Below are 23,084 nucleotides of genomic sequence, written 5' to 3' on the forward strand. Positions count from 1 at the left end.
CGTTCGCCAGGGGATCGTGACAGTGTGTGCGGCCACGGGTACGGTACGCCGATCGGCGGAGCGGATTGTAGGCATGTCGTCCCCGTGCGGAGCAGCCGGAGCCTCCTTGTCCTCCCGGAGTAGCCCGTGGATTCATCCGAACGGGGGAACCCGGGCGGAGCCCGTGTCGACAAGGATGGGGAGTGCAATTCCACGACCGCGGCACGTGGCGCGCGGCGACCACCGGGGGCGGTGTTGGAGGACAGCAGAGCCGGGCGCACGCAGCCGGAACCCGCAGGGGTCCCGCGGCCGCGTCGCTCGGTCCGGGGGGAAACCGGACAAGAAAGGGAAAACCGTGCCGCGCCGGATCCCTTGCGCGACGAAACGAGCGCCGGCGCCGCTGATTCCCGCAAAATTTCCGGCGAAAGCTGCAACGCCGCGGGCGCTCGCGACGTTCAAGGGTCAGCGGGGATCGCCCGGGAGGCGGACCTCCTCGCCGCGGAAACCGTGGACGGCGCCGCCGTCCCGGGGACTGCCCGTACCGAGCCCGTCCGACCCGACGAGGTGGCAATGACCCGCACACTCGACGCGTATGCGATACGCCTGGCCGCGCTGAAGGCGTACGACATCACCGGTGTGCGGCCGCGCGAACTCCACCGCTACCGCGCCTACGGCGAGGTCCCCGACGGCCTGTCCGAGGAGATCGTGCAGCGCGCACAGAAGATCGTGGAAGAGGAACGGGCCCGGCTGCTGCGCTTGGCGGGATCGTGAGCAAGGTCTGAGACCCGGCGCCGGGGGTACGGCGCCGGGTCTCCTTGCGTTCCGTTGCGTGTTCCGGCGCCTTTCCCGGGTCGCGTTCCGGTTCGGGTCGCGGGCCGGACCCGGCCCTCGTCAGGCCCGGTCGTCCGTGGCGGCGATCTCGGCCAGCGCCGCCGCGAGTTCGGCGGGCTTGGAGAACATCGGCCAGTGCCCGGTCGGCACCGCCCGCACCGTGCGCGTCTTGGCGGCGGTGAACTCGGCGAAGAACGGGTGGCCCTCGGCGACCATCTGCTCGACCACCTGCACCGGGAAGGTGCTCACCACCAGATGGCTCGGCACGTCGTAGCGCGCCGGGTTCACCAGCCGCAGCGGACGGCTCGCCACACCCCACGGCTCGGGCGTGCTCCGCTCGCGCAGCAGCGCCAAGTCCTCCTCGGTCAGCCCCGCGAGGTTCTGCGGGTCCGCCGCCGCATCCCACGCGGGCGGCGGCACCGAGACGTCGCCCGACGCGGCGACCTCGGCGCGGCGCAGCGGCTGCTCGTCCGGGTCCAGCGTGTCGAACTGCGAGGTGCCGTCCGCGAGCGGCCCGCTGTCCACGAACACGATCTTCGCGAGCCGCTCCGGGATCCGGTCCGCCGCGCCGTAAGCCGCGATGCCGCCGCCGCTGTGCCCGACCAGCACCACCTCGTGGAGGTCGCGTTCGCGGACCAGGTCCACGATCGCCTCGATGTGGGTGTCGAGGTCGATGGCGGTGAGATCCTCGCCTGACCGCTCCGCCAGTCCGGGCAGGGTCACCGGGATCACCTCGTGGCCGGCCGCGGCGAGCGGGCCGACGACCCGCTCCCACGCCCACCCGCCGAGCCAGAATCCGGGGACGAGAACGATGGTGGCCATGATGCGCTCCTTCGGCGGATGCCCTCGGGGGCTGCTTCCCCGGGGCTGCTGAGAGCGACGCTATGACGGATACCTGACAGGAAGCGTCAGGTTTGCAGGCGGGCGTGGCGCGGGGCGCGGCGGCGGCGTTACACAGGCCGGCCGAATACCAAGGGCAGCGTGCGCAGCCCGGTGTGCCGGTTGCTGCGTGTCCACTCCGGCGCGCCGACGGTCTGCACCGTGCCGAACCGGGTGAGCAGCTCGGCCAGCACCGTCCGGGTCTCCAGGCGGGCGAGGTTCGCGCCGAGGCAGTAGTGCACGCCCTGGCCGAACGCCAGGTGCGGATTCGGGTCGCGGGAGACGTCGAACCGGTCCGGCTCGGGGAACGCCAGCGCGTCCCGGTTCGCCGAGCCCTCCCACACGAGGACCTTGTCGCCCGCGGCGATCCGCCGACCGCCGAGCACGGCGTCGCGGGTCGCGGTCCGGCGCTTCGACGGCGAGGGCGACGTCCACCGCATGATCTCCTCGACCGCGGTCCCCATGAGGTACTCGGGATCCGCCCGCAGCGCCGCGAACTGCGCCGGATTATCGGCCAGTGCCAGAAGCCCGCCCGCGATGGCGTTGCGGGTGGTCTCGGCGCCGGCGGCGAACAGCAGGTTGAAGAACATCTGGAGTTCGACGGGGGTGAGGCGGGGCGGATCGACGTCCGCCAACTCGGCGTGCACGACGAGCGACAGCATGTCCTCGGTTGGCCGCTCCCGTTTCTCGGTGATCAGCGCGGTGCCGTAGCCGAACATCGCCCGCTGCGCCGCGACCTGCTCGGCTTCCCGGCCTTCGCGGTGGTCGAACAGGTGCTCGATGTAGCCGAACAGCTCGTGCCGGTCGGCCTCCGGCACGCCGAGCATCGAACAGATCGTCTGCATCGGCAGCTCGCCCGCGACGGCGGCCAGGAAGTCCACGGGCACGCCGGGCTCGATCCGATCGACGAGCAGGCGCGTGCGGCGCGCGAGGTCGTCGGCGAGCAGCGCGACCATGCGCGGCGTGAGGCCTTTGTTGACGAGGCGGCGGATCCGGTTGTGCCGCGGGTCGTCCATCATGTTGATCACCAGGCCGCTCGCGGGGGAGTCGGCCAGGATCGTGCCGCCGTGCTCGGAGGAGTAGGTGTCGGCATCGCGCAGGACTTCCAGCGTCTCGGCATGCGTGGCAACCGACCAGAAGCCGACCCCGTCGGGGGTGTGCGCGGTGGGCTCGTGCCAGTACACGGGCGCTTCCTCCCGGTGCACCGCGAACACGTCGTGCGGAAACCCGTCGGCGAACACGTCGAGATCCGTCAGATCAACCCCCGCAAGCCCCAGCGACGGTATGGCCATAGCTCCCCCTCGAGACATGCGGCCGCACGGGACCGCCCGGTGACCCCACAAAAATAGTCAGGAAACCAGACCGGCGGGCTCCCGGCTTTCGTTTCCCCCGTCAGCCCGCTCCGCGGTCACCGCAGGCGCGGTAGGGAGAGGGGGAGAGAGCGGGGTGAGGTGTTCCCGGTCGGCATCCGCTCGCCGCTCGTGCCTCGCGCTGCCTCGTGCCTCGCGCTGCGCCGCACTGCACCGCGCCTCGCCCCCGTCTCCCGCTCCGCTCCGCGCTCCGCGCTCCGCGCTCCGCGCTGGGTCGCGCCCTGCCTCCCGCCTCGGTCGCCGTCGGCTCCGCCTCAATCGCTCCCACCCGCCAATCCACCGCTCGGCAGCCCGCCGGAGTCCGCCCCTCCCATGCTCGCCCGGCGTGCCGTGTCCGGGGTCTTCGGTGTCGGCGCGGGATCATGAAGGGGTGGACGCGATCGATCTCAGCCTGCCGCCGGATCTTGCCGATGCCGCCCAGCTGGCGTTGCGGATGGAGCACAACCTCGCCGAGCACGCGTGCCACCTGCACCGGCGGACCCATCACATGACCGTCACCGAGACGGCCGATCTGGTGTTCGCGGACAGCGGGTTGCCCGACGACACGTTCAACATCGTCGCCGCGGCGCGGTTCGCCGAGCGGGATGCCGATCTGCGGATCGCCGACACCGTGCGGCATCTGCGGGGGAGCGGGAGGCCGTTCTCGTGGTGGGTGGGGCCCGCCTCCCGGCCGGCCGACCTGTCCGAGCGGCTGAGCGCCGCCGGCCTGCCGGAGGCCGAGCACGAGCTGGCGATGTGGGCCGACCCCACCGCCGTCCCCGACGGAGCCCCGTCCGCGCTGGAGATCCGGATCGCGGACGACGTGCGCACGCTCGCCGACTTCGCTGTCGTGCTGGCCGCCACCTGGGACCCGCCGTCCGCGACCGTCCGCGAGTTCTTCGCAGCCACCGCGCCGACCGCGCTCGGCCCGGACAGCGCCGCGCGCTACCTGGTCGGTTACGTGGACGGCGAACCGGTCGCCACCGCCGAGGTGTTCGCGCACATGGGCGTCGCCGGCGTGTACAACATCGCGACCCTCGCCGCGCACCGCCGTCAGGGCCACGGCACCGCCATGGCGCACGCCGCCGTCCGCACCGCCGCGGACCTCGGCCAGGCCGTGGTCGTCCTCCAGGCCTCCGAGGCCGGCCAGTCCGTCTACCGCGCCGCGGGCTTCCGCCCGCTCGGCCCGGTCGTCGAACACGCGCTGGTGCCCGGCGCCGTCCCCGTCCCCGGCTGACTCACCCGATCGGCCGACGTGCCGTGTCGCGTTTCTTCAAGACGAACATCTGTGCGAACGGTTAGCGTCGGATTCATGGACATCCCCATCTCCCAACTCCTCGCCGCCGCCGGCACTCGCGCCCTCCCCGTCGTCGACGGCATCACCGAAGACCGCTTCGCCGAGCCCACGCCGTGCGCCGACTACACCGTCGCCGACCTGGCCAACCACCTCTACCTGGTGGTGGTCAACTTCCAGGTCCTCGCCGCCAAGGGATCCGTCGACTGGACGGTCCCCGCCGACTACCTGCACGGCGACTGGCGCAAGCAGTTCGCCGCCGAGGTCGACAACCTCGTCACCGCGTGGGCCGCACCGGACAGCGAGGAAGGCGTCTCGCCCGGCTGGGGCATCGCCTCCCGCACCGTCGGCCACATGGCCCTGCTCGACCTGACCCTGCACGCCTGGGACCTCGCCCGAGCAACTGGTCAGTCCTACGAGCCCGCTCCCGAAGCCGTCGCCGAGATCGGCGTCTTCATCGACGCCATGGCCCCCATGGCCCGCGACAACAAGGTCTTCGGCCCGGAATTCCCCGTCCCCGCCGACGCCCCCGCATTCGCCCGCGTCCTCGGCGCCGCCGGCCGCAACCCGGACTGGAAGGCGTAGCAGCTCAGCCGAACAGCGGCATGAGAGCCTCGTCCCCGGCCAAGGCCCGCCACGCGGGCACCCGGATCACGTCGACGACGCCCTCGGCACCTGCCCGGCCTTCGACCGGCAACCCGACCAGGAGCCGCGCGCGTTCCTGGCTCAGCCGCAGGTGGCGCGCCGGATCACCTCCTGGGATCGGGCCCGCGTCGACCAGCACCGCCACCGGACCCTCCGCACCGGCGAACAGGAGGTCGACGGGATAACCGCCGATGACGGCATCGCGTTCCACGCCGCGGGCTCCCAGGAATTGCTGCACCCGGTCCACCAGCAGCTCCCGGTCGGGATCCCGCGGCATGCCGGGCACGAAGCCCGGAACGGGCGCGGCGCCGCCTGCGGACACCAGCCCGGACCGGGTCGCGAGTACGTGCGGCAGCCCCGTCCGGTCCCGCCAGAACCCGTGGTCGCCCACCGTGGTCAACTGCGACTTCGCGCGGGTGATCGCCACATTCCACAAATTGACCTGGTTCGCCACCCACTTCGCGGTGCCCGGGGGAGTGTTCCCGGTGGCCACGGGGCTGAGCACCATGACGTCCCGTTGCCCGCCCTGGAACGCATGCACGGTGCCCACCCGCACCCGGTCGCCGCCGATCTCCCGTTCCAGCGCGTCCTTCTGCGCTCGGAACGGGGTGACGACGCCGACCGTCGCGGTCTCCGGAAGCTCCTGAAGCAGGTCCTTCACCACGGCGGCCACCACGGAGGCCTCCGCCGGATTGCACCACGACTTGTCGCCCGGCCCGCGCATCGACTGCCCGTTCGGGACATCCGACCAGGCCAGCACCTGACCGGGACCCCGGCCGCCGGCGCCGCCGATGCCGACCGGCGGGACCTGCCCGAGGACGTTGGTCAACACCTCCAACCGGCCCGCGTAGCAATGTCCGTTGACGACATCCGCGATCTCGGGACGGCACCGGTAGTGCTCGTCGAGCAGCAGCGCGGCATCACCGTTCTGGGCGGCGGCGTGATACGCCGAGTACACGTGGTACGCGAACCTACGGTCCTCCAACCATGCCGCCGTCAGGCCGGCCCGAACGCGCGCCTGGCGTTCCTGCTCGGGAGAGATCCCCGGAATATGGCCGAGCTGCATCGGGTCGCCGATGATCAACGCCCGGCGCGCGCGGAACAGCAGCGGCACGACCGCGGCGATCGAACACTGGCTCGCCTCGTCGATGACGACCAAGTCGAAGAGCTTCGGTTCCAACACCAGTTGTCGCACCGCATGCGTCGTGATCGCCCAGCCCTTCATGTGGGCCATCAGATTGCGCTGGCTGCGCTGGGTTCCGCGTCGCCGCTGCAGCGTGTCGAGCCGCTGTCGCATCAGCTCCGCGCCCCGGACAAGCGTCTCGGCCGACAATGCCTCGGACAGTTCGCCGGACAGCCGGATGCGTTCTCCGGCGTATTTCTCGCGTTCGGCCCGGACCGCATGCTCGTCGTCGGCAAGCCGGGTCGTCGTCGAGGAGTGCCACCGACACCGTTGGTGCGGTGTGGTTGCCGGCCTCTGTGCTCATGCGTCCCCCAGGGCTTGCCGTCCATCGAACCGGTTGCCACGGCAAGCTATCGGAAATCAGCGGAGCGTGACCAGGCTTTTACAGCCATCCCCGCCGCTTGAACAGCAGATACAGCGTCACGCACACCAGGATCATCAGGGCGATGGCGAACGGGTAGCCCGCGACCCAGTGGAGTTCCGGCATCTCGTCGAAGTTCATGCCGTAGATGCCGCCGATGAGGGTCGGGGCGAACAGGATGGCCGCCCACGCGGAGATCTTCTTGACCTCTTCGTTCTGGGCGAGGCTGACCTGGGTGAGCTGCTTCATCTCCTCGTTCTGCGCCTGGGTCACGAGGGCGGCGTTGACGGCCATGATGTTCTGCAGCATCTGGCGGAAGCCGTCGACGCGTTCGACGACGGTGGTGGCGTGGTCCTCGACGTCGCGGAGGTAGCGGCGGAGTTCCTCGTCGACGCCGTACTTGTCGAAGCCCGCGGACAGGTCGCGGAGCATGTCCAGCAGCGGGCGGCCGGCGCGTTGGAATTCGATGACTTCGCGGCCGAGTTCGTAGATGCGGCGGGAGACGTTGGGCTCGCCGAGGAAGACCTCGTTCTCGATCTCGTCGATGTCGTGCTGGAGGCCGGCCACGACGGGGGCGTAGTCGTCGACGATGCTGTCGAGGATCGCGTACAGGACCGCCTCGGGGCCGCGTTTCAGCAGGTCGGGGCGGTCCTCGACCCAGCGGCGCACGGCGGCCAGGTCGGGGGATTCGGCGTGCCGGACGGTCAGCACGAAGTTGCGGCCGAGGAAGACGTGGACCTCGCCGAAGTCGACCTCCTCGGTCTCGTCGAGGTAGCGCGCGGCGCGCAGGACGGCGAACAGGGTCTCGCCGTAGCGCTCCAGCTTGGGCCGCTGGTGCGCCACGATGGCGTCCTCGACGGCCAGTTCGTGCAGGCCGAATTCCTCGGCGGCGGACAGCAGCTGCGCGGCGGCCGGGCGGTACAGGCCGATCCACGCCATCGCGCCGGGGCGTTCGTGCAGGTCGCGGTAGGTGTCCGCGAGGGTGGTCGGCGAGGCCGCCCGCTGCCCGTCGACGTATAGCGCGCTGTCGATCAGCGACCGCTCCACGGGCGGCGTCGGGTCCGGGGCGCGGGGGTCCATGGACTCCTCCGGCGCGGTGGTGTCCGGCCGGGGCCCGGCGGAGTGCCTGCGGCCGCGCAGCGAGGGGCGTCGCCGGTCGTTCATCGGACCTCCGGAGCGGAGCGAACAGCGTGGGGCGGAGCGGGCACGGCCGAGGGCCGGTCGGATGCCGACCGGCCCTCGCCATTGTCCCTTTTGTCGCCCCGGAATCCACTGCCCTCCGGTGTCCGGCGTGCCTTACTTGCCGTAACGCCGGTTGAACTGCTCGATGCGTCCCGCGGTGTCCAGGACGCGGCCCTTGCCGGTCCAGAACGGGTGGCTCGCGGACGAGATGTCGACGTCGAAGACCGGGTAGGTCTTGCCGTCCGTCCATTCCACGGTCTGCGTGCCGGTCAGCGTGGACCGGGTCAGGAACGCGAAGTCCGCGGACTTGTCACGGAACACGACGGGGCGGTACTCGGGGTGGATGGTCTTGCGCATGGGATGCCTCCAAGGCGTCGTCGGACGGACGGGTGGGCGCTGTCGCGCCTGGCCGGGTGCGGCGGGTCAGCGCTCTTCGCGGAAGAGCACGTGCCGGCGGGCGACCGGGTCGTACTTGCGCAGCTCCAGCCGGTTCGGGTCGTTCCGGCGGCTCTTGCGCGTGACGTACGTGGTTCCGGTGCCTGCGGTCGACCGCAGTTTCACGACCGGGCGCAGCTCGCTGCGTGCCATGGGGGCCTCCTCGTTTTCTCGGTGTCCCGCGATGCCGACCGCGGCGACATGAGCTGAAAACGATTTCCGGCAAGAAATATTCCGGGGGCCGCTCGGGCCCTCGTTCCGCCCCGGGTCAGGCCTCGAACGGCCCCCGTCCCATCTGGTCCCGGACCGCGACCATCGGCGGGTTGAGCAGAGCCCGCCGCTGCCAGTTCGCGCCGTCCACGACCAGGGTGTGGCCGGAGATGAAGCGGGCGTACGGCGAGGTGAGGAAGGTGGCCGCCCAGCCCAGCTCGCGCAGCCGTCCGGTGCGCAGCGCGGGCTGGAGCGGGTCCTTGGCGCTGCTGCGGTCCACGTTGCTGCGGATGTCCGCGGTCATGTCCTCGTGCGGGAAGAGCCCGGGGACGAGGCCGTTGATCTGGATGCCGTACGGCCCCCACTCGACGGCGAGCGTCTCGACCATGTTCTTGACGCCGGCCTTGGCCGCGGCGGAGTGCGCGAAGCCGGGGCCGCCGGTCCAGGCGTAGGACGCGCCGATGTTGACGATCGACCCGGGGGATTCGGCGGCGATGTGCCGGCGGGCGAACTCGCGGGCGCAGAAGTAGGTGCCGTTGAGGGTGATGTCGACGACGGTGCGCCAGGCGTTCGGCGACATGTCCTCGGCCGGGACGGGGAAGTTCGCCGCGGCGTTGTTGATCAGCACGTTCGGCAGGCCGAAGTGCGCTTCGGCGGCGTCGAACGCGGCGGCGATGGCCTCGGGGTCGCGGATGTCGCAGGTCACCGTGGCGATCCGGCCGCCGAGGCCCTCCAGGCCTTCCTTCGCGGCCTTGAGGTGGTCGTCCTTGCGGGACGCGACGACGATGTCCGCGCCGAGGCGCGCGTACTCGGTGGCGATGGCCTTGCCCAGGCCGGTGCCGCCGCCGGTCACGAACACGACCGTGCCGTCGTAGGTGCCCTGCGGCAGCGCGCTGGCGCCGTGCGGGGCGGGCTCGGGCAGGCCCTGGTAGCGGCCGTGCGCGATGTTCTGCATGTTCTCGACACCGGTGTCCGGGGTGCCGCCGGGAGTGTTCTGGGTCATGGCGTCGTCAGCTTCCCGTGTAGTGCGGCGGGCGGTTCTCGGCGCGCGCGGCGCGGAACTCGGCCAGGTCGTCGGAACGGCTCAGGTACGTCTGCGCGATCAGCTCCTCGGCCATCGAGCTGCGCACCTCGGGCTCCGCGAGGTGCTTGATGACCCGGCGCGCGGTCTTCACGGTCGCGAACGGCACCGCGGCGATCTTCTCGGCCATCTCGCGTACCACGGCGTCGAGTTCCCCGGCGGGCACGACGCGGGACACCACGCCGTGCGCATACGCCTCGTCCACGCCCATCGGCCGCCCGGTCAGCACCAGGTCGGACGCGACGCCGTGGCCGCAGATCTGGAACAGCCGCCCGACGCCGCCGGTGTCCGGGATGACCCCGTGGGTGGTCTCCGGCAGCATGAACCGCGAGCCCTCCGCGGCCACCCGGATGTCGGCGAGCAGCGCGCGCTGGAACGACGCGCCGATCGACCAGCCCTTGCACGCGACGATGATCGGCGCGTCGAGTTCGAACATCTGCTGGACGCCGCGGTGCCCCCGCGTCATCAGCTCGTGGTGCGTCATCTGCACCTGGTGGCCGCCGATGGAGCCCACGTCGCGCCCGGACGAGAACGACTTGCCCTCGGCGCGCCAGATCACCGCTCGCACGTCCTTGCGCCCGCGCAACTCGGCCAGGATCTGCCACAGCAGCTGGTCCATGTCGTCGTCGAACGCGTTGTGCTTCTCGGGATTGTTGTTGGTGATCGTGGCAATCGGACCGTCGTATTCCAGCAGTACCTTGTCAGCCACCTGGCCTCCGTCCGCGCTGAGTACCGGGGTGCGTGGCGATCCGAGCATCGGCGCACCTCGACCTGACGATGTGTCAGTGTTGTCAGTGACCTGGATATACCAACCGCGCGCCGGATACGAGGGGTGCACCGCGGTGTGGGGATCGTCACCGTGAGGTAAAGATCACCGAACGCCCTGCCACCGTCGGACGGAGCCCCAGCGATGCGCGTCGACCTGCGCCACAACCCCTCCTGGACGGTCGCCCGCTGCGTCCTGGCCCCCGGCGAGCAGATGAAGGCGGAAAGCGGCGCGATGCTCGCGCACAGCGCCGGCATCTCCATCGAGGCCAAGATGGAAGGCGGCCTGATGGCGGGGCTGCGCCGCAGCGTCCTCGGCGGCGAGTCGATGTTCATGACCACCTACACCGCCCCGCACAACGGCGGCTGGGTCGACGTCGCGGCCAACCTGCCCGGCGACGCCATCACCATCGACCTGGAGCCCGGCCAAGACCGCTTCCTGCTCACCAAGGGCTGCTGGCTCGCCAACTCCGTCGGCGTCGGCATCGACACCAAGTGGGGCGGCGCCCGCAACCTGTTCGGCGGCGAAGGCGGCTTCCTCGTCGAGGCCACCGGGCACGGCGTCGTGGTGGCGAGCTGCTTCGGCGCCCTCGACGTCATCGACCTGGAGGCCGGCGAACAGGTCGTCGTCGACACCGGCCACGTCGTCGCCTACGCGCCGACCATCGCCTACAACATCCGCCGCGCCGTCCAAGGCCGCTCGATCCAGAGCATGAAATCGGGCGAAGGGTTCGTCTTCGAGTTCACCGGGCCCGGACGGGTCCTGGCCCAGTCGCGCAACCCGAGCGGGCTGCTCGGGTACATCGGCGCGAACCTGCCCGGCGGCCGCGCTTGACCCGCGGCCCCTTGCGGAGTGAACGAGCGGGTCAGCCCACGTACGCGTCGATCTCCGCGAGCAGCGCCGCCTTCTCGGCCGGCTCCAGGAACGACGCCCGCACGCCGTTGCGCGCCAGCTCGGTCAGCGCCTCCGCGGACAGGCCCAGCTCGCGCGCATACCGGTATTCGCCCAGCAGCGTGGTGCCGAACATCGGCGGGTCGTCCGAGTTGAGCGTCACCATCAGCCCGGCCTCGATCATCCGCGGCAGCGGGTGGTCCGCGCGGCGGGCGACCGCGCGCGTGCACAGGTTCGACGTCGGCGACACGTCCAGCGGCAGCTGCGTGTCCCGCAGGTGGGCGACCAGCTCCGGGTCGTCCATGCTGCGGATGCCGTGCCCGATCCGGTCCGCCTTCAGCGCGCGGATCGACGACCACACCCGGTCGGCGCCCTCGACCTCGCCCGCGTGGGGGAAGCTGCGCAGGCCCGCGGCCCGCGCCCGGTCGAACACCGCGGCGAACTGGTCGCGCTCCACCTCCGGCCCGCCCACGCCGAACCCCAGCACGCTCGCCGGGCCGTGCGCGAGCACCGCGTCCAGCGTCTCCTCGCCCGCGTCGGGCCCGAGGTGCCCGGCGAAGTCCGGGATCCAGCGCATCCGCACGCCGGTCTCCCGCTCCGCCTCCCGCCGCCCCGCCTCGATGCCCGCGAACACGGCCTCGGCGGGCACGCCGCGCACCATGTGGCCGTTGAGGCTGACCGTCACCTCCGCGTAGCGCACGTTCTGCGCGGCGAGCGTACGGCCGGTCTCGGCGGCGAGCAGCGCGAAGTCCTCCTCGTCGCGCAGCGCCTCGATCGACCGCATGTAGACCTGGATGAAGTGCCCGAAGTCCTGGAACTCGTACCAGGATTCGATGCCCTCCACGGTGTCCGGCACGCCCGACACCCCATGCTTGCGCGCGAGCTTCAGCAGGGTCTGCGGCAGCATCGAGCCTTCGAGGTGGACGTGCAGCTCGGCCTTGGGCAGGCCGTCGATGAAGGCGTCGGTGGCGGTGGTCACGCGGGGCTCCCGAGAAGTGGACAGAAGGCCCATTCGATCACGGATGCGTGCCGGAACCGCCATCCGGGTTGCGCGGAGGTTCCCCGCCCAGCGCGGCCAGCCGCGCCTCGATGCGCGCCAGCCGGGCGTCCAGCAGCGCGATGTCGCCCTTGTCGGCGCTCTCCTCGTCCTCGCGCAGCCGGACGACGACCAGCCCGCCCGGCTCCAGCGTCACCAACTCGGCATCCCGCACGGTGTCGCCGCCCTGGTGCTTGATGGACACGTCCACGTCCGCGGGGGTCAGGCCGAGATGGCGCAGCGCACCGCGGTCGTACGCGCCGTCCCGCACCAGCACCGACGCGGTGCCCTGGAACACCTTCTCGAACCGGGGCGAGACCGCGTTCGTGTGCACCACCAGCGAGTTGACCGCGAGCAGCACCGCCGCGCCGACGATGCCGCCGGTCAGCGAGTTGTCCGGGCCGATGATCGCGTTCTGCACCACGTTCGACAGCAGCAGCATCACCACGAGGTCGCCCGTGTCGATCTGCGCGAGCCCGCGCTTCCCGGCCAGGCGCAGCAGCAGCATGATGACGAAATAGACCACGGTCGTGCGGATGACCTTCTCCGCCAACGGGACCCCGAGGGCCCACAAGTCGTGCCACACGCGCGCCGCCCCGGCTCAATCCGCCTGGAACACCGGCAGTCCGGCCAAATACGTCGCGTGCACGCCGATGCCCGGAAGGTCCTCGGCCGGCGTGCGGTAGGGATCCTCGTCGAGGACCACCAGATCGGCGTACTTGCCGAGCGCGATCGACCCGGTGACGTCGTCCGCGAACATCTGCCACGCGGCGTCCAGCGTCTGCGCCCGGATCGCCCGGTCGAGCGTGATCCGCTCCTCCGGCGCCAGCACCCGCCCGCTCGACGTCGCGCGGGTCACCGCCGTGGCGATGTTGCGCAGCGGCTCCAGCGGTGTCACCGGGCCGTCGTTGTGGAACGAGATCCGCATCCCGGACTCCAGCGCCGACCCGGCCAGCGCGTAGTGCGTGCCGTGCTCGATCCCGAACAGCCCGTCGACCATCACATTGCCCCAGTAATAGAGGTGGTCGACGAAGATCGAGCAGGTCACCCCGAGCGCGGCCGCGCGCCGGTACTGGTCCGGCCGCATCGTGCCCACGTGCTCCAGCCGCAGCCGGTGGTCCGGGCGCGGATGCCGCCGCAGCAGGTCCTCCCAGACGTCGAGCACCATCGTCACCGCGTCGTCGCCGTGCACGTGGCAGGCCAGCTGCCAGCCCTTGGGGAAGTACGCCTCGGCGAGGTCGGCGAGCTGCTCCGGCGTGTAGTTGGCGTGCCCGCGGTGATGCGCGTCCAGCCCGATCGCCCGCGTCGACGGGGTGTCGAGATAGGGGAACGAGGTGGCGATGTTGCCGACCCACGGCGAGCCGTCCGCCCACATCTTGATACCGACCTGCCGGACCAGGTCGTCGCCGTTGTCCGGCACCAGGTCGCTGGCCCGCTGCGGGTTCGACACCTCGTAGAGCCGCAGCCGCACCGTCGGGGTGCTCGCCGCGACGGCGCCGCGCAGCGCGGGGGTGAAGGCCATGTCGGACGCCATGGTGATGCCCGCGGCGTTGAAGCGGGCGTAGGTGGAGTTCAAGGCCGCCGGGAAGTCGGCGGGCAGCGCGGGGGCGAGCACGCGCCCGATGGCGGCGGTCTCGTACGCGGTGCCGTCGAGGCCGCCGTCGTCGTCGCGCCCGTAGTGCGCGCCGACGGGATCGGGCGTGTCCCGGTCCAGGCCGAGGCTGCGCGCCGCGGCGGTGTTGAAGTACGCCTGGTGGCCGGAGTTGTGCATGATCACCAGCGGGTGGTGCGGGGCGAGGCCGTCCAGCCAGTCGAGCGTGGGCTCGGGCAGGCCGCGCTGCAGCAGCGGGTCCCAGCCGTACAGCCACGCGCCGTCCGGGCCGCGCCGGTCGACCTCGGCGAGGATCGCCGCGAACACGTCGTCCGGGTCGCGCAGGGTGACCGGGCGGATGTCCGCGATCCGGTCGCCGAGCACCACCGCGTCCTCCGTCGGATGCCCGTGCGGCTCGACGAACCCGGGCATCAGGCACCGGCCTTCGAGGTCGACGATCTCGGTGTCCGGCCCTCGCACGCCGGCCATGTCGGCGGTCTCGCCGACCGCGGTGATGCGCCCGCCGGCCACCGCGACGGCCTGCGCGAACGGGCGCTCGGGATCGACGGTGACGACCGGGCCGCCGGTGAAGATCCGGTCGGCGTACGAGTTCCGGGGCATTCCCGTCATGCGGCTCATGCCGACGACGGTACGGATCATGCGGGCGATTTGCCCGTTTTGACACTCGGATGCGGGTAACGTCGTGGGGTCGTTCCAAGCGAGGAGATCCCGCGATGAAGGCCGTGCAATACGTCGAGGTCGGGTCCGCCCCCGTCGTCGTCGACATCCCCAAGCCCACCCCCGGCCCCGGCCAGGTCCTGCTCAAGGTCACCGCCGCCGGCGTCTGCCACTCCGACATCGCCGTGATGAGCTGGACCGCCGAGCAGCTTCCCTTCCCGCTGCCGCTCACCCTCGGCCACGAAGGCGCCGGCATCGTCGCCGAAGTCGGCGACGGCGTGCGGGCGGTCAAGGCCGGCGACGCCGTCGCGGTCTACGGGCCCTGGGGCTGCGGCATGTGCCTCGAATGCGCCCAAGGCAAGGAGAACTACTGCCTGCGCGCCGACGAACTCGGCATCAGGCCGCCCGGCCTCGGCGCGCCCGGCGCCATCGCCGAATACCTCCTCGTCGACCACGAACGGCACCTCGTGCCGCTCGACGGCCTCGACCCCGTCGAAACCGTGCCGCTCACCGACGCGGGCCTCACGCCGTACCACGCCATCAAGAAGTCCCTGCCGAAACTCCTGCCCGGCTCCACCGCGGTCGTCATCGGCACCGGCGGCCTCGGCCACGTCGGCATCCAACTGCTCCGCGCGATGACCGCCGCCCGGGTGATCGCCCTCGACGTCACCGAGGACAAGCTCGCCCTGGCCCGCGAAGTCGGCGCCCACGACACCGTCATCTCGGATGCCGGCGCCGCGAAGAAGATCAAGGACATGACCGGCGGCCTAGGCGCCGAAGTCGTCCTCGACTTCGTCGGCGCCCCGCCCACCGTCGCCACCGCCGGAGCCTCGGTACGCGTCGAAGGCGACGTCACCATCGTCGGCCTCGGCGGCGGCACCCTCGCCGTCGGCTTCGGCGCACTGCCCTACGAAGTCTCCGTCATGTCGCCCTACTGGGGCTCGCGCTCCGAACTCATCGAAGTCCTCGACCTCGCCCGCGCCGGATCGGTCAAGGTGCACGTCGAGACCTACGGCATCGACGAAGCACCCAAGGCCTACGAGCGCCTCCACGAAGGCAAGATCCGCGGCCGCGCGGTCATCCTGCCGAACGGCTGAACCACGCCGGGGCGGGCGGGGCCGGACACCCGGCCCCGCCCGCTCACGCCGACGCGCGCACCACCAGCCGCGTCGGCAGCACCACCGACTCGGCCGGACGCCCGCTCGCCACCTCGTCCAGCAGCATCCGCGCCATCAACCGGCCCTGCTCCAGCACCGGTTGGTGCACCGTGGTGAGCGGCGGATCCGACCACAGCGCCGCTTCCACGTCGTCGAACCCGACCACCGCCACATCGTCCGGCACCCGGCGGCCCGACTCCCGCAGCACACTCACCGCGGCGCCCGCCATCAGGTCCGACGACGCGAACACCGCATCCAACTCCGGTTCCTTGGCCAGCAGTTCGCGCATCGCCGCGACGCCGGAATCGCGCATGAAGTCGCCGTGCGCGACCAGCGGCTCGCCCTCCACCGCCGCCAAATACCCCGCCAGCCGGTCGATGCCCGCGCACATGTCCTGCGGCCCCGCGATGGTGGCGATCCGGCGCCGGCCTTGCTCGTGCAGGTACCGGGTCGCCAACGTCGCCCCGCCCACGTTGTCCGCGTCCACGTATGTCACACCGCGATCCGCCCCCAGCGGCCGCCCGCCGACCACCGCCGGCAGCCCCTGCTCGCGCAACCGGGCCGGCAGCGTCGCATCGCCGTGCAGCGACACCAGCAACGCGCCGTCCACGTGGCCGCCGTGCAGATAGCGCTCCAACCGCGTCTGCTGCTCCGTGGTGCGCACCATCATCAGCACCAACTGGATGCCGGTGTCCGACAACTCCTCGCTCACCGACCGCACGATCCCCGTCAGATACGGGTCGCCGAACAGATGCGACTCCGGCTCCTGGATCACCAGCGCCACACTGTCCGTCCGCCGCGTCACCAGCGCCCGCGCCGCCCGGTTCGGCACATAACCGGTGCTCGCGATGGCCGCCTCGACCGCCTCCCGCACCTGCGGACTGACCTTCGGGGAATTGTTGATGACGCGCGATACCGTCGCCCGCGACACCCCCGCGACCGCGGCCACGGTCTCCAGGGTCGGCGCCTCGCCGGAAGGCGTTTCGTCAGGCACTGTGCTCTTCCCCGTTCCCCCGCCCACCCTGGTGGGCGGCGATCACCGACGCGTACCAGTGCGCGCTGTCCTTGAGCGTACGACGCCCGGACGGGAAGTCGACGTGGACGATGCCGAAGCGCTTCGAGTAGCCGTACGCCCACTCGAAATTGTCCAGCAGCGACCACACGAAGTAGCCCCGGACGTCGGCCCCGTCCGCCAGCGCCCGGCCGACCGCGCCGAGATGCGCCGCGATGTACGCCCGACGCTCCGGATCCTTGATCCGCCCGTCCGCATCGACGGTGTCGGCGTAGGCCGCGCCGTTCTCCGTCACCATCAGCGGCAGCCCCGGCGCTTCGTGCGCCACGCGCATGATCAGCCCGTACAGCCCGTCGGGATCGACCGGCCAATCCATCGCCGTCCGCGGCCCCGGGGCATGCCGGAACGCGATGTCGTCGCATGCCGGCCACGGCGAGAAGTCGCTGACGCCGTGCCCGTCGTTGCGCGGCTGCCCGGCCACCGCACCACCCGCCACCACCGTCGGCGTGTAGTAGTTCAGCCCCATGGCGTCGATCGGCCGGGAGATCACCGCGAGATCGCCGTCGCGGACGAACGACCAATCCGTCACCGACGCCGTGTCCTCGAGCACATCCGCCGGATACTCGCCGCGCAGCACCGGGTCGAGGAAGATCCGGTTGGCCAAGCCGTCGATCCGCCGGGCCGCGTCCACGTCCGCGGGACTGCCGGACGCGGCGCGCACCGCCGCCAGGTTCAGGACCAGCGACACCTGCCGCTCCTCCGTTGAGGGCATCGCCGAGCGCAGGGCCGCCATGCCTTCGCCGTGCGCCAGCAGCAGGTGGTGGTGTGCGGTCAGCGCCGCCGCCGGATCGGTGATGCCGGGCGCGTGCACGCCCGAGCCGTAGCCGAGGAACGCCGCACACCACGGCTCGTTGAGCGTCGTCCACAGCCGGACGCGGTCGCCGAGCGCGCTTCCGGCGAGCGCCGCGTACTCGGCGAAGCGAGCCGCCGTGTCGCGGTTCGTCCATCCGCCCGCGTCCTGCAAGTACTGCGGCAGATCCCAGTGGTACAGCGTCACCGCAGGCTCCACACCGGCCTCCAGCAGCGCGTCCACCAGCCGGTCGTAGAACGCGATCCCGGCCGGATGCGGTGCGCCGCCCAACTCCGGCTGCACCCGCGACCAGGACAGCGAGAACCGGTACGAGCCCAGCCCGATCGACCGCATCACGCCGACGTCTTCACGCCACCGCGTGTAGTGGTCCGCCGCGACGTCGCCGGTGTCGCCGTCCAGCACCTTGCCGGGCGTCCGGCTGAACACATCCCATATGGACGGCGACCGGCCGTCGGCGGACGCGCCGCCCTCGATCTGGTAAGCGGCAGTGGCGGCGCCCCACAGGAACCCGGGCGGGAATCCCGAGACGGCGACGTCCGCATCCGCGGCGGTGACAGCAGTGGTAGAGCGCACGCGTAGTCCTTCTCTGTGCAAAAGGGGGCGAGAACCGAAGGGGGAGGGGGCGGCGCGGGTCAGCCCTTCACCGCGCCCTGCATGATGCCGCCGACGATCTGCCGGCCCAGCAGCCCGAAGACCACCAGCACCGGCAACGTGCCGAGCACCGTGCCGGCCAGGATCACCGACTGGTCGGGCACGTGCCCGCCGCCGAGCGAATTGATGGCCACCTGCACCGTCGGGTTGTCCTGGCTCAGCGCGATGATCGGCCAGAAGAAGTCGTTCCAGGTCGTCATGAACGTCAGCAGCGCCAGCACCGCCATCGCCGGGCGCGCCACCGGCAGCACGATGCTCCAGAAGATCCGGAAGTACGACGCGCCGTCGACCCGGCCCGCCTCCACCAGCTCGTCCGGCAACGCCTCCGCCAGGTACTGCCGCATGAAGAACACCCCGAACGCGGTGACCAGCGTCGGCAGGATCACCGACTGCAACTGGTTCGCCCAGTGCAGCTTCGCCATCATCATGTACAAGGGGATCAAGCCCAACTGCGGCGGAATCATCATCGTGCCCACCGTGAACGCCAGCAGCGCGTTCCGGCCCCGGAACCGCAGCTTCGCGAACGCGAACCCGGCCAACGTGCAGGCAAGCACCGTGCCCACGGCGACACTTCCCGACACGATCGTCGAGTTCAGCAGCGCCTTGCCGATGTGCGCGGTGTCCGCCGCCTCCTTGAAGCTGTCCGTGTGCGTGCCGGGCAGGAACGGCGGCGGCACCTCGTTGATTTCGCTGTTCGTGTGGGTCGCCGCGACGATCGACCAATAGAAGGGGAAGGCCGACACGAGAGTGGCGAAGATCAGGATCGTGTACGCCAGAATCCCGGGCTTGTCATGGCCCCGGAGCCGGCGCTTCCGCGGCTTCGCCGCCGGCTCGGCGGTGGGCGCAGGTGCCTCGGACAGAACGGCCACGGCGTTCACCTCGTCTCCTTGGCGGAACTCGACGCAGCAGCAGCCGACTTCATCCGATAGCGCGCGATCACGGCATTGATGCCGATCACGATCAGGATCAACAGGAACAGCAGCCATGCGATCGCGGCCGCCTTCCCCAGCGAGAAGTACTGCCAACCCGACTGGTACATGTACAAGCCGGTGGTCTGGTACTGCCGGGACGCGCCGCCGTTCATCCCCGTCGTACCGCCCTGCAGCAGCAGCGGCTCACCGAAGATCTGCAGCGCCCCGATCGTCGACACGATGATCGTGAAGATGATCGTCGGACGCAGGCCCGGAAGCGTCACGTGCCGGAACTGATGCCACCGGTTCGCGCCGTCGAGCATCGCCGACTCGTAGCGGTCGTGCGGGATCGCCTGCATCGCGGCCAGGTAGATCAGCGCGTTGTAGCCCGTCCACCGCCACGTCACGATCGACGAAATGGCAATCTGCGACGGCCACTTCTCGTTGAACCAGTCGATCGGGTCGACGCCGAACAAGCCGAGGAACCAGTTGAGCATGCCGTAGTCCCGGCCGAAGAGGCCGGCGAACACCAGGGTCGCGGCGGCCACCGACGTCGCGTACGGCATCAGCATCGCGACCCGGAAGAACGTCCGGCCGCGCAGCTTGTAGTTCAGGATGTGCGCGAGACCGAGCGCGAGGCACAACTGCGGCACGGTCGAGATGACGCCGATCGTGAACGTGTTCTTCAGGCTGTTCCAGAAGAACTCGTCCTGCAGGAGCGTCGTGTAGTTGTCGAAGCCGACCCACGACATGGCGTCCGGGTTCTGCAGCCGGACCCGGTGCAGCGACACGTACCCCGTGTAGATCAGCGGGAACAGGCCGAACGCCGCAAACAGCACGAAGAACGGCGCGATGAACGAATACGGCGCGGCCTTGCTGCCGCGCCGCCGCCACCGCTGACCCGAGGTCAGCGGCGCGGCGGCCAGACGGGGAGTCGTCACGCGGATCAGCCCAACGCCGCCTTGACGGACGCCTTGGCGTCCTTCCACGCGTCATCCGGCTTGACGCCTTGCGCCTCCACCGAGTTGAGCGCGTTCTGGATGCTCACCTTGATGTCGCCGTCCCGCACACCCAGCGTCTGCACCGGCATCGCCTGCGCGGCCTGGCCGAAGATCTGACCGATCGGCGCGTTGTTGAAGTACGGGTCCGTGGTGCCCGACACCTGCGAGATCGCCGACGTCCGCGACGGGAACGACCCGCGCTTCTCGAACAGCGTCTTCTGCTGCTCGGGCGCGGTCAGCCACTGCAGCAGGTCGTACGCTTCCTTCGCGTGCTTCGCACCCTTCGGAATCGCGAGGTACGCGCCACCCCAGTTGCCGGTGGCCCCCGGCGCCTGGGCGACGTCCCACTTGCCGCCCATGCCGTCGCCGGACTTCTCCTTGATGTAGCCGATCATCCACGACGGGCACGAGATCGTCGCGAAGCCGCCCTTGGCGAACGCCTGGTCCCAGTCGGTCTGGAACTGCACGAGCTTCGCGCTCAACTTGTCCTGCGCGGCACGCGAGGCGGTGTCGAAGGCGTTCTTGACGGACGGGTTCGTGTCGTAGATCAGCTTGCCGCCGGCGTCGTAGTAGGACGTCGGCTGCTGGCCGATCATCGCGTTGTACATGCCGGTGACGCTGTCCATGAACGCGCTGCCCTTCGGCGCGTTCGCGGCGAACTGGCGGCCGACCTCGAGGTAGCCGTCCCACGTCGACCAGCGCTTCGCCAGCTCGGCGCGGTCGGTCGGAAGCCCGGCCTGCTGGAACAGGTCGGTGCGGTAGCAGATCGCCATCGGCCCGACGTCCGTGCCCATGCCGACGACCTTGCCGTCCTTGGTGGTCGCGGCCTTGGTCTTCCACGGCAGGTAGTCGCCGGTCTGGGTCTGCGCGCCGAACTGGTTGAGGTCGAGCCACTTGTCGCTCTGGTTCGTGGCGACGTCCACGATCCGGCCGACCTCGATGCCCTGGATGTCGTCGAGGTCGCCGCCCCCGCCGAGCCGGGTCTGGAGGGCGGGCCAGTAGACCTCCTCCTTCTGCACGGAGTTCTGGCGGATCTTGATGTTCGGGTGCGCCTGCTCGTACGCGGCGTAGAGCCCGGCCTCCTCGAACCCGAACGAGCCGAAGAGGCCCACGGAGAGGGTGATCTGCCCGTTGCTGTCGCCCGCGCCGCCGTTGGCGGTCGAGTCGGTCTTGTCGTCGTCGGACCCGCAGGCGGCGAGCAGAGAGCCGGCGAGGAGGGTGGCGCAGAGCGCGGCTATGGCTCTGCGACGGGGGTGCGGGGTGGGCATGGGGTCTCCTGGTCGGTGGGGACGGGGTTGCCGGGTGGACGGTGGTGCGGTGGTGCGGGGTGGTGCGGGTGGTGCGGGCCGTTGGGGCGGCCGGGTGGTGCGTGTGCTGCGGTCGGCGTCTGCCTGCCTGACTGTGGCGCCGGCCGGGTCATGCGTGGTGTGGGCGCACCGGTATCGGCGCCGACCGGCGTCGGTCGAGCGTCGTCGTGTGCGTCCACGGCACCGCCCGCGGGCGGCACGCGGCGCCGCCCGGGACGAGCCGGAACTCGGGTGGTGGTGCGGGTGGTGCGCGTCGAGCGGGCAGGGCATGGCACCGTCGGGCGCCCCGCGGCCGCCGTGCGGCACCGCGGGACCGTGGGCACGAGGCCGCTCGGCGGTTTTGCGCTGTACGTCTGTGTTACGCCCCGTGAGAGCGCTCTCACGCCCTCGTCGTGAGAGGAGATTGGCGCGCCGGAGCGGAGGTGTCAACCCTTTGGGGGAAAGGTGTTCGAGGGGTGGGGTGGGGGAGCGGCTGAAACAGGAGCAGTGATTTTCAGCCATCCTCCCGTCCGGGTCTCCCGCTGCCACACCCGAGGGTTACCGCCCGCCACCCCGAGCCAAGATCCCCCCATGGCCCTCATCGCGCTTCCCACCGCGCCCTCCGCGGACGTGATCGTGCTCGGACTCGGGGCGATGGGCAGCCACGCCCTGTGGCGGCTGGCGGCGCGCGGCGTGGACGTCCTCGGTGTCGAGCAGTTCGCGCCCGGCCACGACCGCGGCGGGAGCCACGGCCAGTCGCGCATCATCCGCACGGCTTACGCCGAAGGCGCGGGCTACGTCCCCCTGGCCCGCGAGGCCTGGCGCCTGTGGCGCGAACTGGAGCACACGTCCGGCACCGCACTCCTCACCCGAACCGGCTGCCTGTCGATCGGCCCCGCCGGATCACGGAAAACCACCGCTCCGCTCGTGTCCGCCCGCACCCACAACCTCGCCTGCGAGCTGCTCCCGGCCGTCGAACTCAAAGCCCGCTTCCCGCAGTTCGCCGTCCCTGACGACCACGCCGCGGTCTACGACCCGGACGCCGGCCACCTCCGCCCCGAACGCGCCATCGCCGCCGCCGTGGCCGCCGCGCGAGCGCACGGCGCCCGCGTCCTGACCGCCACGGCCGTGGTCGCGCTCACCCCGGACCCGGTCCGCCCGAGCGTGCTCCTCGCCGACGGCCGGCGCCTGACCGCCCGCCGTATCGTCGTCGCCGCGGGGGCGTGGCTCCGCGGACTGGTCCCCGCGGTCGGGCGTCACCTGCGGATCGAACGCCGCGTCGTCGGCTGGTTCCCGATCGCGCACGACCCGGCCCCGTACCGCGACGACGCCATGCCCGTCTTCACCGGCGGCGACGACACCGGCGAGCGCAGCTGGTACGGCGTCCCGTCCCTCGACGGTGAAACCGTCAAACTCGGCCTCCACCGCTGGCCGGAAATCGCCGAGCCCGTCGACCTCCGCCGCGGGCACCGCCCACCCGACCCCGCCGACGCCGCGCGCTTCTCCCAGGCGATCCCCCTCGCCCTGACCGGCATCGACCCCACCCCCTCCCGCATGCAGACCTGCATGTACGACCTGACCCCCGACGAACACTTCGTCCTCGGCCCCCACCGCGACGCCCCCGGCCTGATCCTCCTCGGCGGCTTCTCCGGCCACGGCTTCAAATTCGCCCCCGTCATCGGCGACATCACCACCGACCTGGCCACGACCGGCACCACCCCCCATCCCATCACCGCCTTCAACCCCCACCGCTTCCCCTGACCGCACCGCCTCGCTCATCGACGCCTTCGATCGCCTTCAGCCG

The 23,084-nt window shown here is 71.1% G+C and carries 22 protein-coding genes; 6 read left to right on the plus strand and 16 right to left on the minus strand.

Annotation, left to right across the window (positions count from 1 at the left end; all coding sequences use genetic code 11):
* The first annotated feature begins 549 nt into the window (after nucleotides 1–549).
* Nucleotides 550–750 (plus strand): hypothetical protein, encoded by a 201-nt coding sequence (locus tag ABEA93_RS33875; protein ID WP_345679739.1) that lies wholly within the window; start codon nucleotides 550–552, stop codon nucleotides 748–750.
* A gap of 120 nt (nucleotides 751–870) precedes the next feature.
* Here ABEA93_RS33875 and ABEA93_RS33880 read toward each other — a convergent pair whose 3' ends face one another.
* On the minus strand, nucleotides 871–1,632 hold the full coding sequence (locus ABEA93_RS33880; protein WP_345679740.1) for an alpha/beta fold hydrolase: 762 nt from the start codon (nucleotides 1,630–1,632) through the stop codon (nucleotides 871–873).
* A gap of 128 nt (nucleotides 1,633–1,760) precedes the next feature.
* Complete coding sequence (locus ABEA93_RS33885; protein WP_345679741.1) at nucleotides 1,761–2,981, minus strand: cytochrome P450; 1,221 nt, start codon at nucleotides 2,979–2,981, stop codon at nucleotides 1,761–1,763.
* Between the two features lie 511 nt (nucleotides 2,982–3,492).
* Here ABEA93_RS33885 and ABEA93_RS33890 point away from each other — a divergent pair.
* Together ABEA93_RS33890 and ABEA93_RS33895 are read left to right on the plus strand one after the other, a co-directional pair.
* On the plus strand, nucleotides 3,493–4,275 hold the full coding sequence (locus tag ABEA93_RS33890; RefSeq protein WP_345679789.1) for a GNAT family N-acetyltransferase: 783 nt from the start codon (nucleotides 3,493–3,495) through the stop codon (nucleotides 4,273–4,275).
* Between the two features lie 75 nt (nucleotides 4,276–4,350).
* Nucleotides 4,351–4,917: a TIGR03086 family metal-binding protein gene (locus tag ABEA93_RS33895; protein WP_345679742.1), complete on the plus strand. Its 567-nt coding sequence runs from the start codon at nucleotides 4,351–4,353 to the stop codon at nucleotides 4,915–4,917.
* Nucleotides 4,918–4,921: 4 nt separating this feature from the next.
* Here the strand turns inward: ABEA93_RS33895 and ABEA93_RS33900 are convergent, their stop codons facing one another.
* The 6 genes from ABEA93_RS33900 to ABEA93_RS33925 form a co-directional block, all read right to left on the minus strand.
* Entirely contained in the window at nucleotides 4,922–6,274 is a 1,353-nt protein-coding gene (locus tag ABEA93_RS33900; RefSeq protein WP_345679743.1) for a DEAD/DEAH box helicase, read from the minus strand.
* A 268-nt stretch (nucleotides 6,275–6,542) separates the two neighbouring features.
* Nucleotides 6,543–7,685: a magnesium and cobalt transport protein CorA gene (locus ABEA93_RS33905; protein ID WP_345679744.1), complete on the minus strand. Its 1,143-nt coding sequence runs from the start codon at nucleotides 7,683–7,685 to the stop codon at nucleotides 6,543–6,545.
* Nucleotides 7,686–7,817: 132 nt separating this feature from the next.
* Nucleotides 7,818–8,060: a type B 50S ribosomal protein L31 gene (locus ABEA93_RS33910; protein WP_345679745.1), complete on the minus strand. Its 243-nt coding sequence runs from the start codon at nucleotides 8,058–8,060 to the stop codon at nucleotides 7,818–7,820.
* Between the two features lie 66 nt (nucleotides 8,061–8,126).
* Nucleotides 8,127–8,291 (minus strand): 50S ribosomal protein L33, encoded by a 165-nt coding sequence (rpmG, locus tag ABEA93_RS33915; protein ID WP_345679746.1) that lies wholly within the window; start codon nucleotides 8,289–8,291, stop codon nucleotides 8,127–8,129.
* Nucleotides 8,292–8,406: 115 nt separating this feature from the next.
* Nucleotides 8,407–9,351, minus strand: coding sequence for an SDR family oxidoreductase (locus ABEA93_RS33920; protein WP_345679747.1), 945 nt, complete (start codon nucleotides 9,349–9,351; stop codon nucleotides 8,407–8,409).
* 7 nt (nucleotides 9,352–9,358) lie between these two features.
* Complete coding sequence (locus tag ABEA93_RS33925) at nucleotides 9,359–10,138, minus strand: enoyl-CoA hydratase/isomerase family protein (protein WP_345679748.1); 780 nt, start codon at nucleotides 10,136–10,138, stop codon at nucleotides 9,359–9,361.
* 201 nt (nucleotides 10,139–10,339) lie between these two features.
* Between ABEA93_RS33925 and ABEA93_RS33930 the strand changes: the two genes are divergently transcribed.
* Nucleotides 10,340–11,029 carry a TIGR00266 family protein gene (locus tag ABEA93_RS33930; RefSeq protein ID WP_345679749.1) on the plus strand — a complete coding sequence of 230 codons (690 nt, stop codon included), beginning with the start codon at nucleotides 10,340–10,342 and terminating at the stop codon, nucleotides 11,027–11,029.
* A gap of 31 nt (nucleotides 11,030–11,060) precedes the next feature.
* On the opposite strand, the gene add is transcribed toward ABEA93_RS33930, so the two are convergent.
* From add to ABEA93_RS33945, 3 genes are read right to left on the minus strand one after another with little or no spacing between them, the layout of a single operon-like run.
* On the minus strand, nucleotides 11,061–12,065 hold the full coding sequence (gene add, locus ABEA93_RS33935) for an adenosine deaminase (RefSeq protein ID WP_345679750.1): 1,005 nt from the start codon (nucleotides 12,063–12,065) through the stop codon (nucleotides 11,061–11,063).
* A 37-nt stretch (nucleotides 12,066–12,102) separates the two neighbouring features.
* Nucleotides 12,103–12,708 carry a DUF421 domain-containing protein gene (locus ABEA93_RS33940; RefSeq protein WP_345679751.1) on the minus strand — a complete coding sequence of 202 codons (606 nt, stop codon included), beginning with the start codon at nucleotides 12,706–12,708 and terminating at the stop codon, nucleotides 12,103–12,105.
* Nucleotides 12,709–12,723: 15 nt separating this feature from the next.
* Nucleotides 12,724–14,373, minus strand: coding sequence for an amidohydrolase (locus ABEA93_RS33945; protein ID WP_345679752.1), 1,650 nt, complete (start codon nucleotides 14,371–14,373; stop codon nucleotides 12,724–12,726).
* A gap of 74 nt (nucleotides 14,374–14,447) precedes the next feature.
* Here ABEA93_RS33945 and ABEA93_RS33950 point away from each other — a divergent pair, with 74 nt between their 5' ends.
* Nucleotides 14,448–15,488, plus strand: coding sequence for an NAD(P)-dependent alcohol dehydrogenase (locus tag ABEA93_RS33950; RefSeq protein WP_345679753.1), 1,041 nt, complete (start codon nucleotides 14,448–14,450; stop codon nucleotides 15,486–15,488).
* A gap of 43 nt (nucleotides 15,489–15,531) precedes the next feature.
* On the opposite strand, the gene ABEA93_RS33955 is transcribed toward ABEA93_RS33950, so the two are convergent.
* From ABEA93_RS33955 to ABEA93_RS33975, 5 genes are read right to left on the minus strand one after another with little or no spacing between them, the layout of a single operon-like run.
* On the minus strand, nucleotides 15,532–16,542 hold the full coding sequence (locus ABEA93_RS33955) for a LacI family DNA-binding transcriptional regulator (protein WP_345679754.1): 1,011 nt from the start codon (nucleotides 16,540–16,542) through the stop codon (nucleotides 15,532–15,534).
* The gene (locus tag ABEA93_RS33960) at nucleotides 16,535–18,004 is read right to left on the minus strand and encodes a GH1 family beta-glucosidase (RefSeq protein WP_345679755.1); all 1,470 of its coding nucleotides are present in this window, start codon (nucleotides 18,002–18,004) and stop codon (nucleotides 16,535–16,537) included. The genes ABEA93_RS33955 and ABEA93_RS33960 overlap by 8 nt, the downstream gene beginning before the upstream one ends.
* A gap of 59 nt (nucleotides 18,005–18,063) precedes the next feature.
* A complete protein-coding gene (locus ABEA93_RS33965; protein WP_425585203.1) occupies nucleotides 18,064–18,951 on the minus strand; it encodes a carbohydrate ABC transporter permease in 888 nt (295 codons plus the stop codon).
* Nucleotides 18,952–18,956: 5 nt separating this feature from the next.
* The gene (locus ABEA93_RS33970) at nucleotides 18,957–19,934 is read right to left on the minus strand and encodes a carbohydrate ABC transporter permease (protein WP_425585201.1); all 978 of its coding nucleotides are present in this window, start codon (nucleotides 19,932–19,934) and stop codon (nucleotides 18,957–18,959) included.
* A 5-nt stretch (nucleotides 19,935–19,939) separates the two neighbouring features.
* Complete coding sequence (locus ABEA93_RS33975; RefSeq protein WP_345679757.1) at nucleotides 19,940–21,262, minus strand: ABC transporter substrate-binding protein; 1,323 nt, start codon at nucleotides 21,260–21,262, stop codon at nucleotides 19,940–19,942.
* A 609-nt stretch (nucleotides 21,263–21,871) separates the two neighbouring features.
* On the opposite strand from ABEA93_RS33975, the gene solA reads away from it, so the two are divergent.
* Nucleotides 21,872–23,041 carry an N-methyl-L-tryptophan oxidase gene (gene solA, locus ABEA93_RS33980; RefSeq protein ID WP_345679759.1) on the plus strand — a complete coding sequence of 390 codons (1,170 nt, stop codon included), beginning with the start codon at nucleotides 21,872–21,874 and terminating at the stop codon, nucleotides 23,039–23,041.
* Nucleotides 23,042–23,084: the final 43 nt, after the last annotated feature.

The sequence above is a fragment of the Yinghuangia aomiensis genome (assembly GCF_039542225.1).
Taxonomy (GTDB): domain Bacteria; phylum Actinomycetota; class Actinomycetes; order Streptomycetales; family Streptomycetaceae; genus Yinghuangia; species Yinghuangia aomiensis.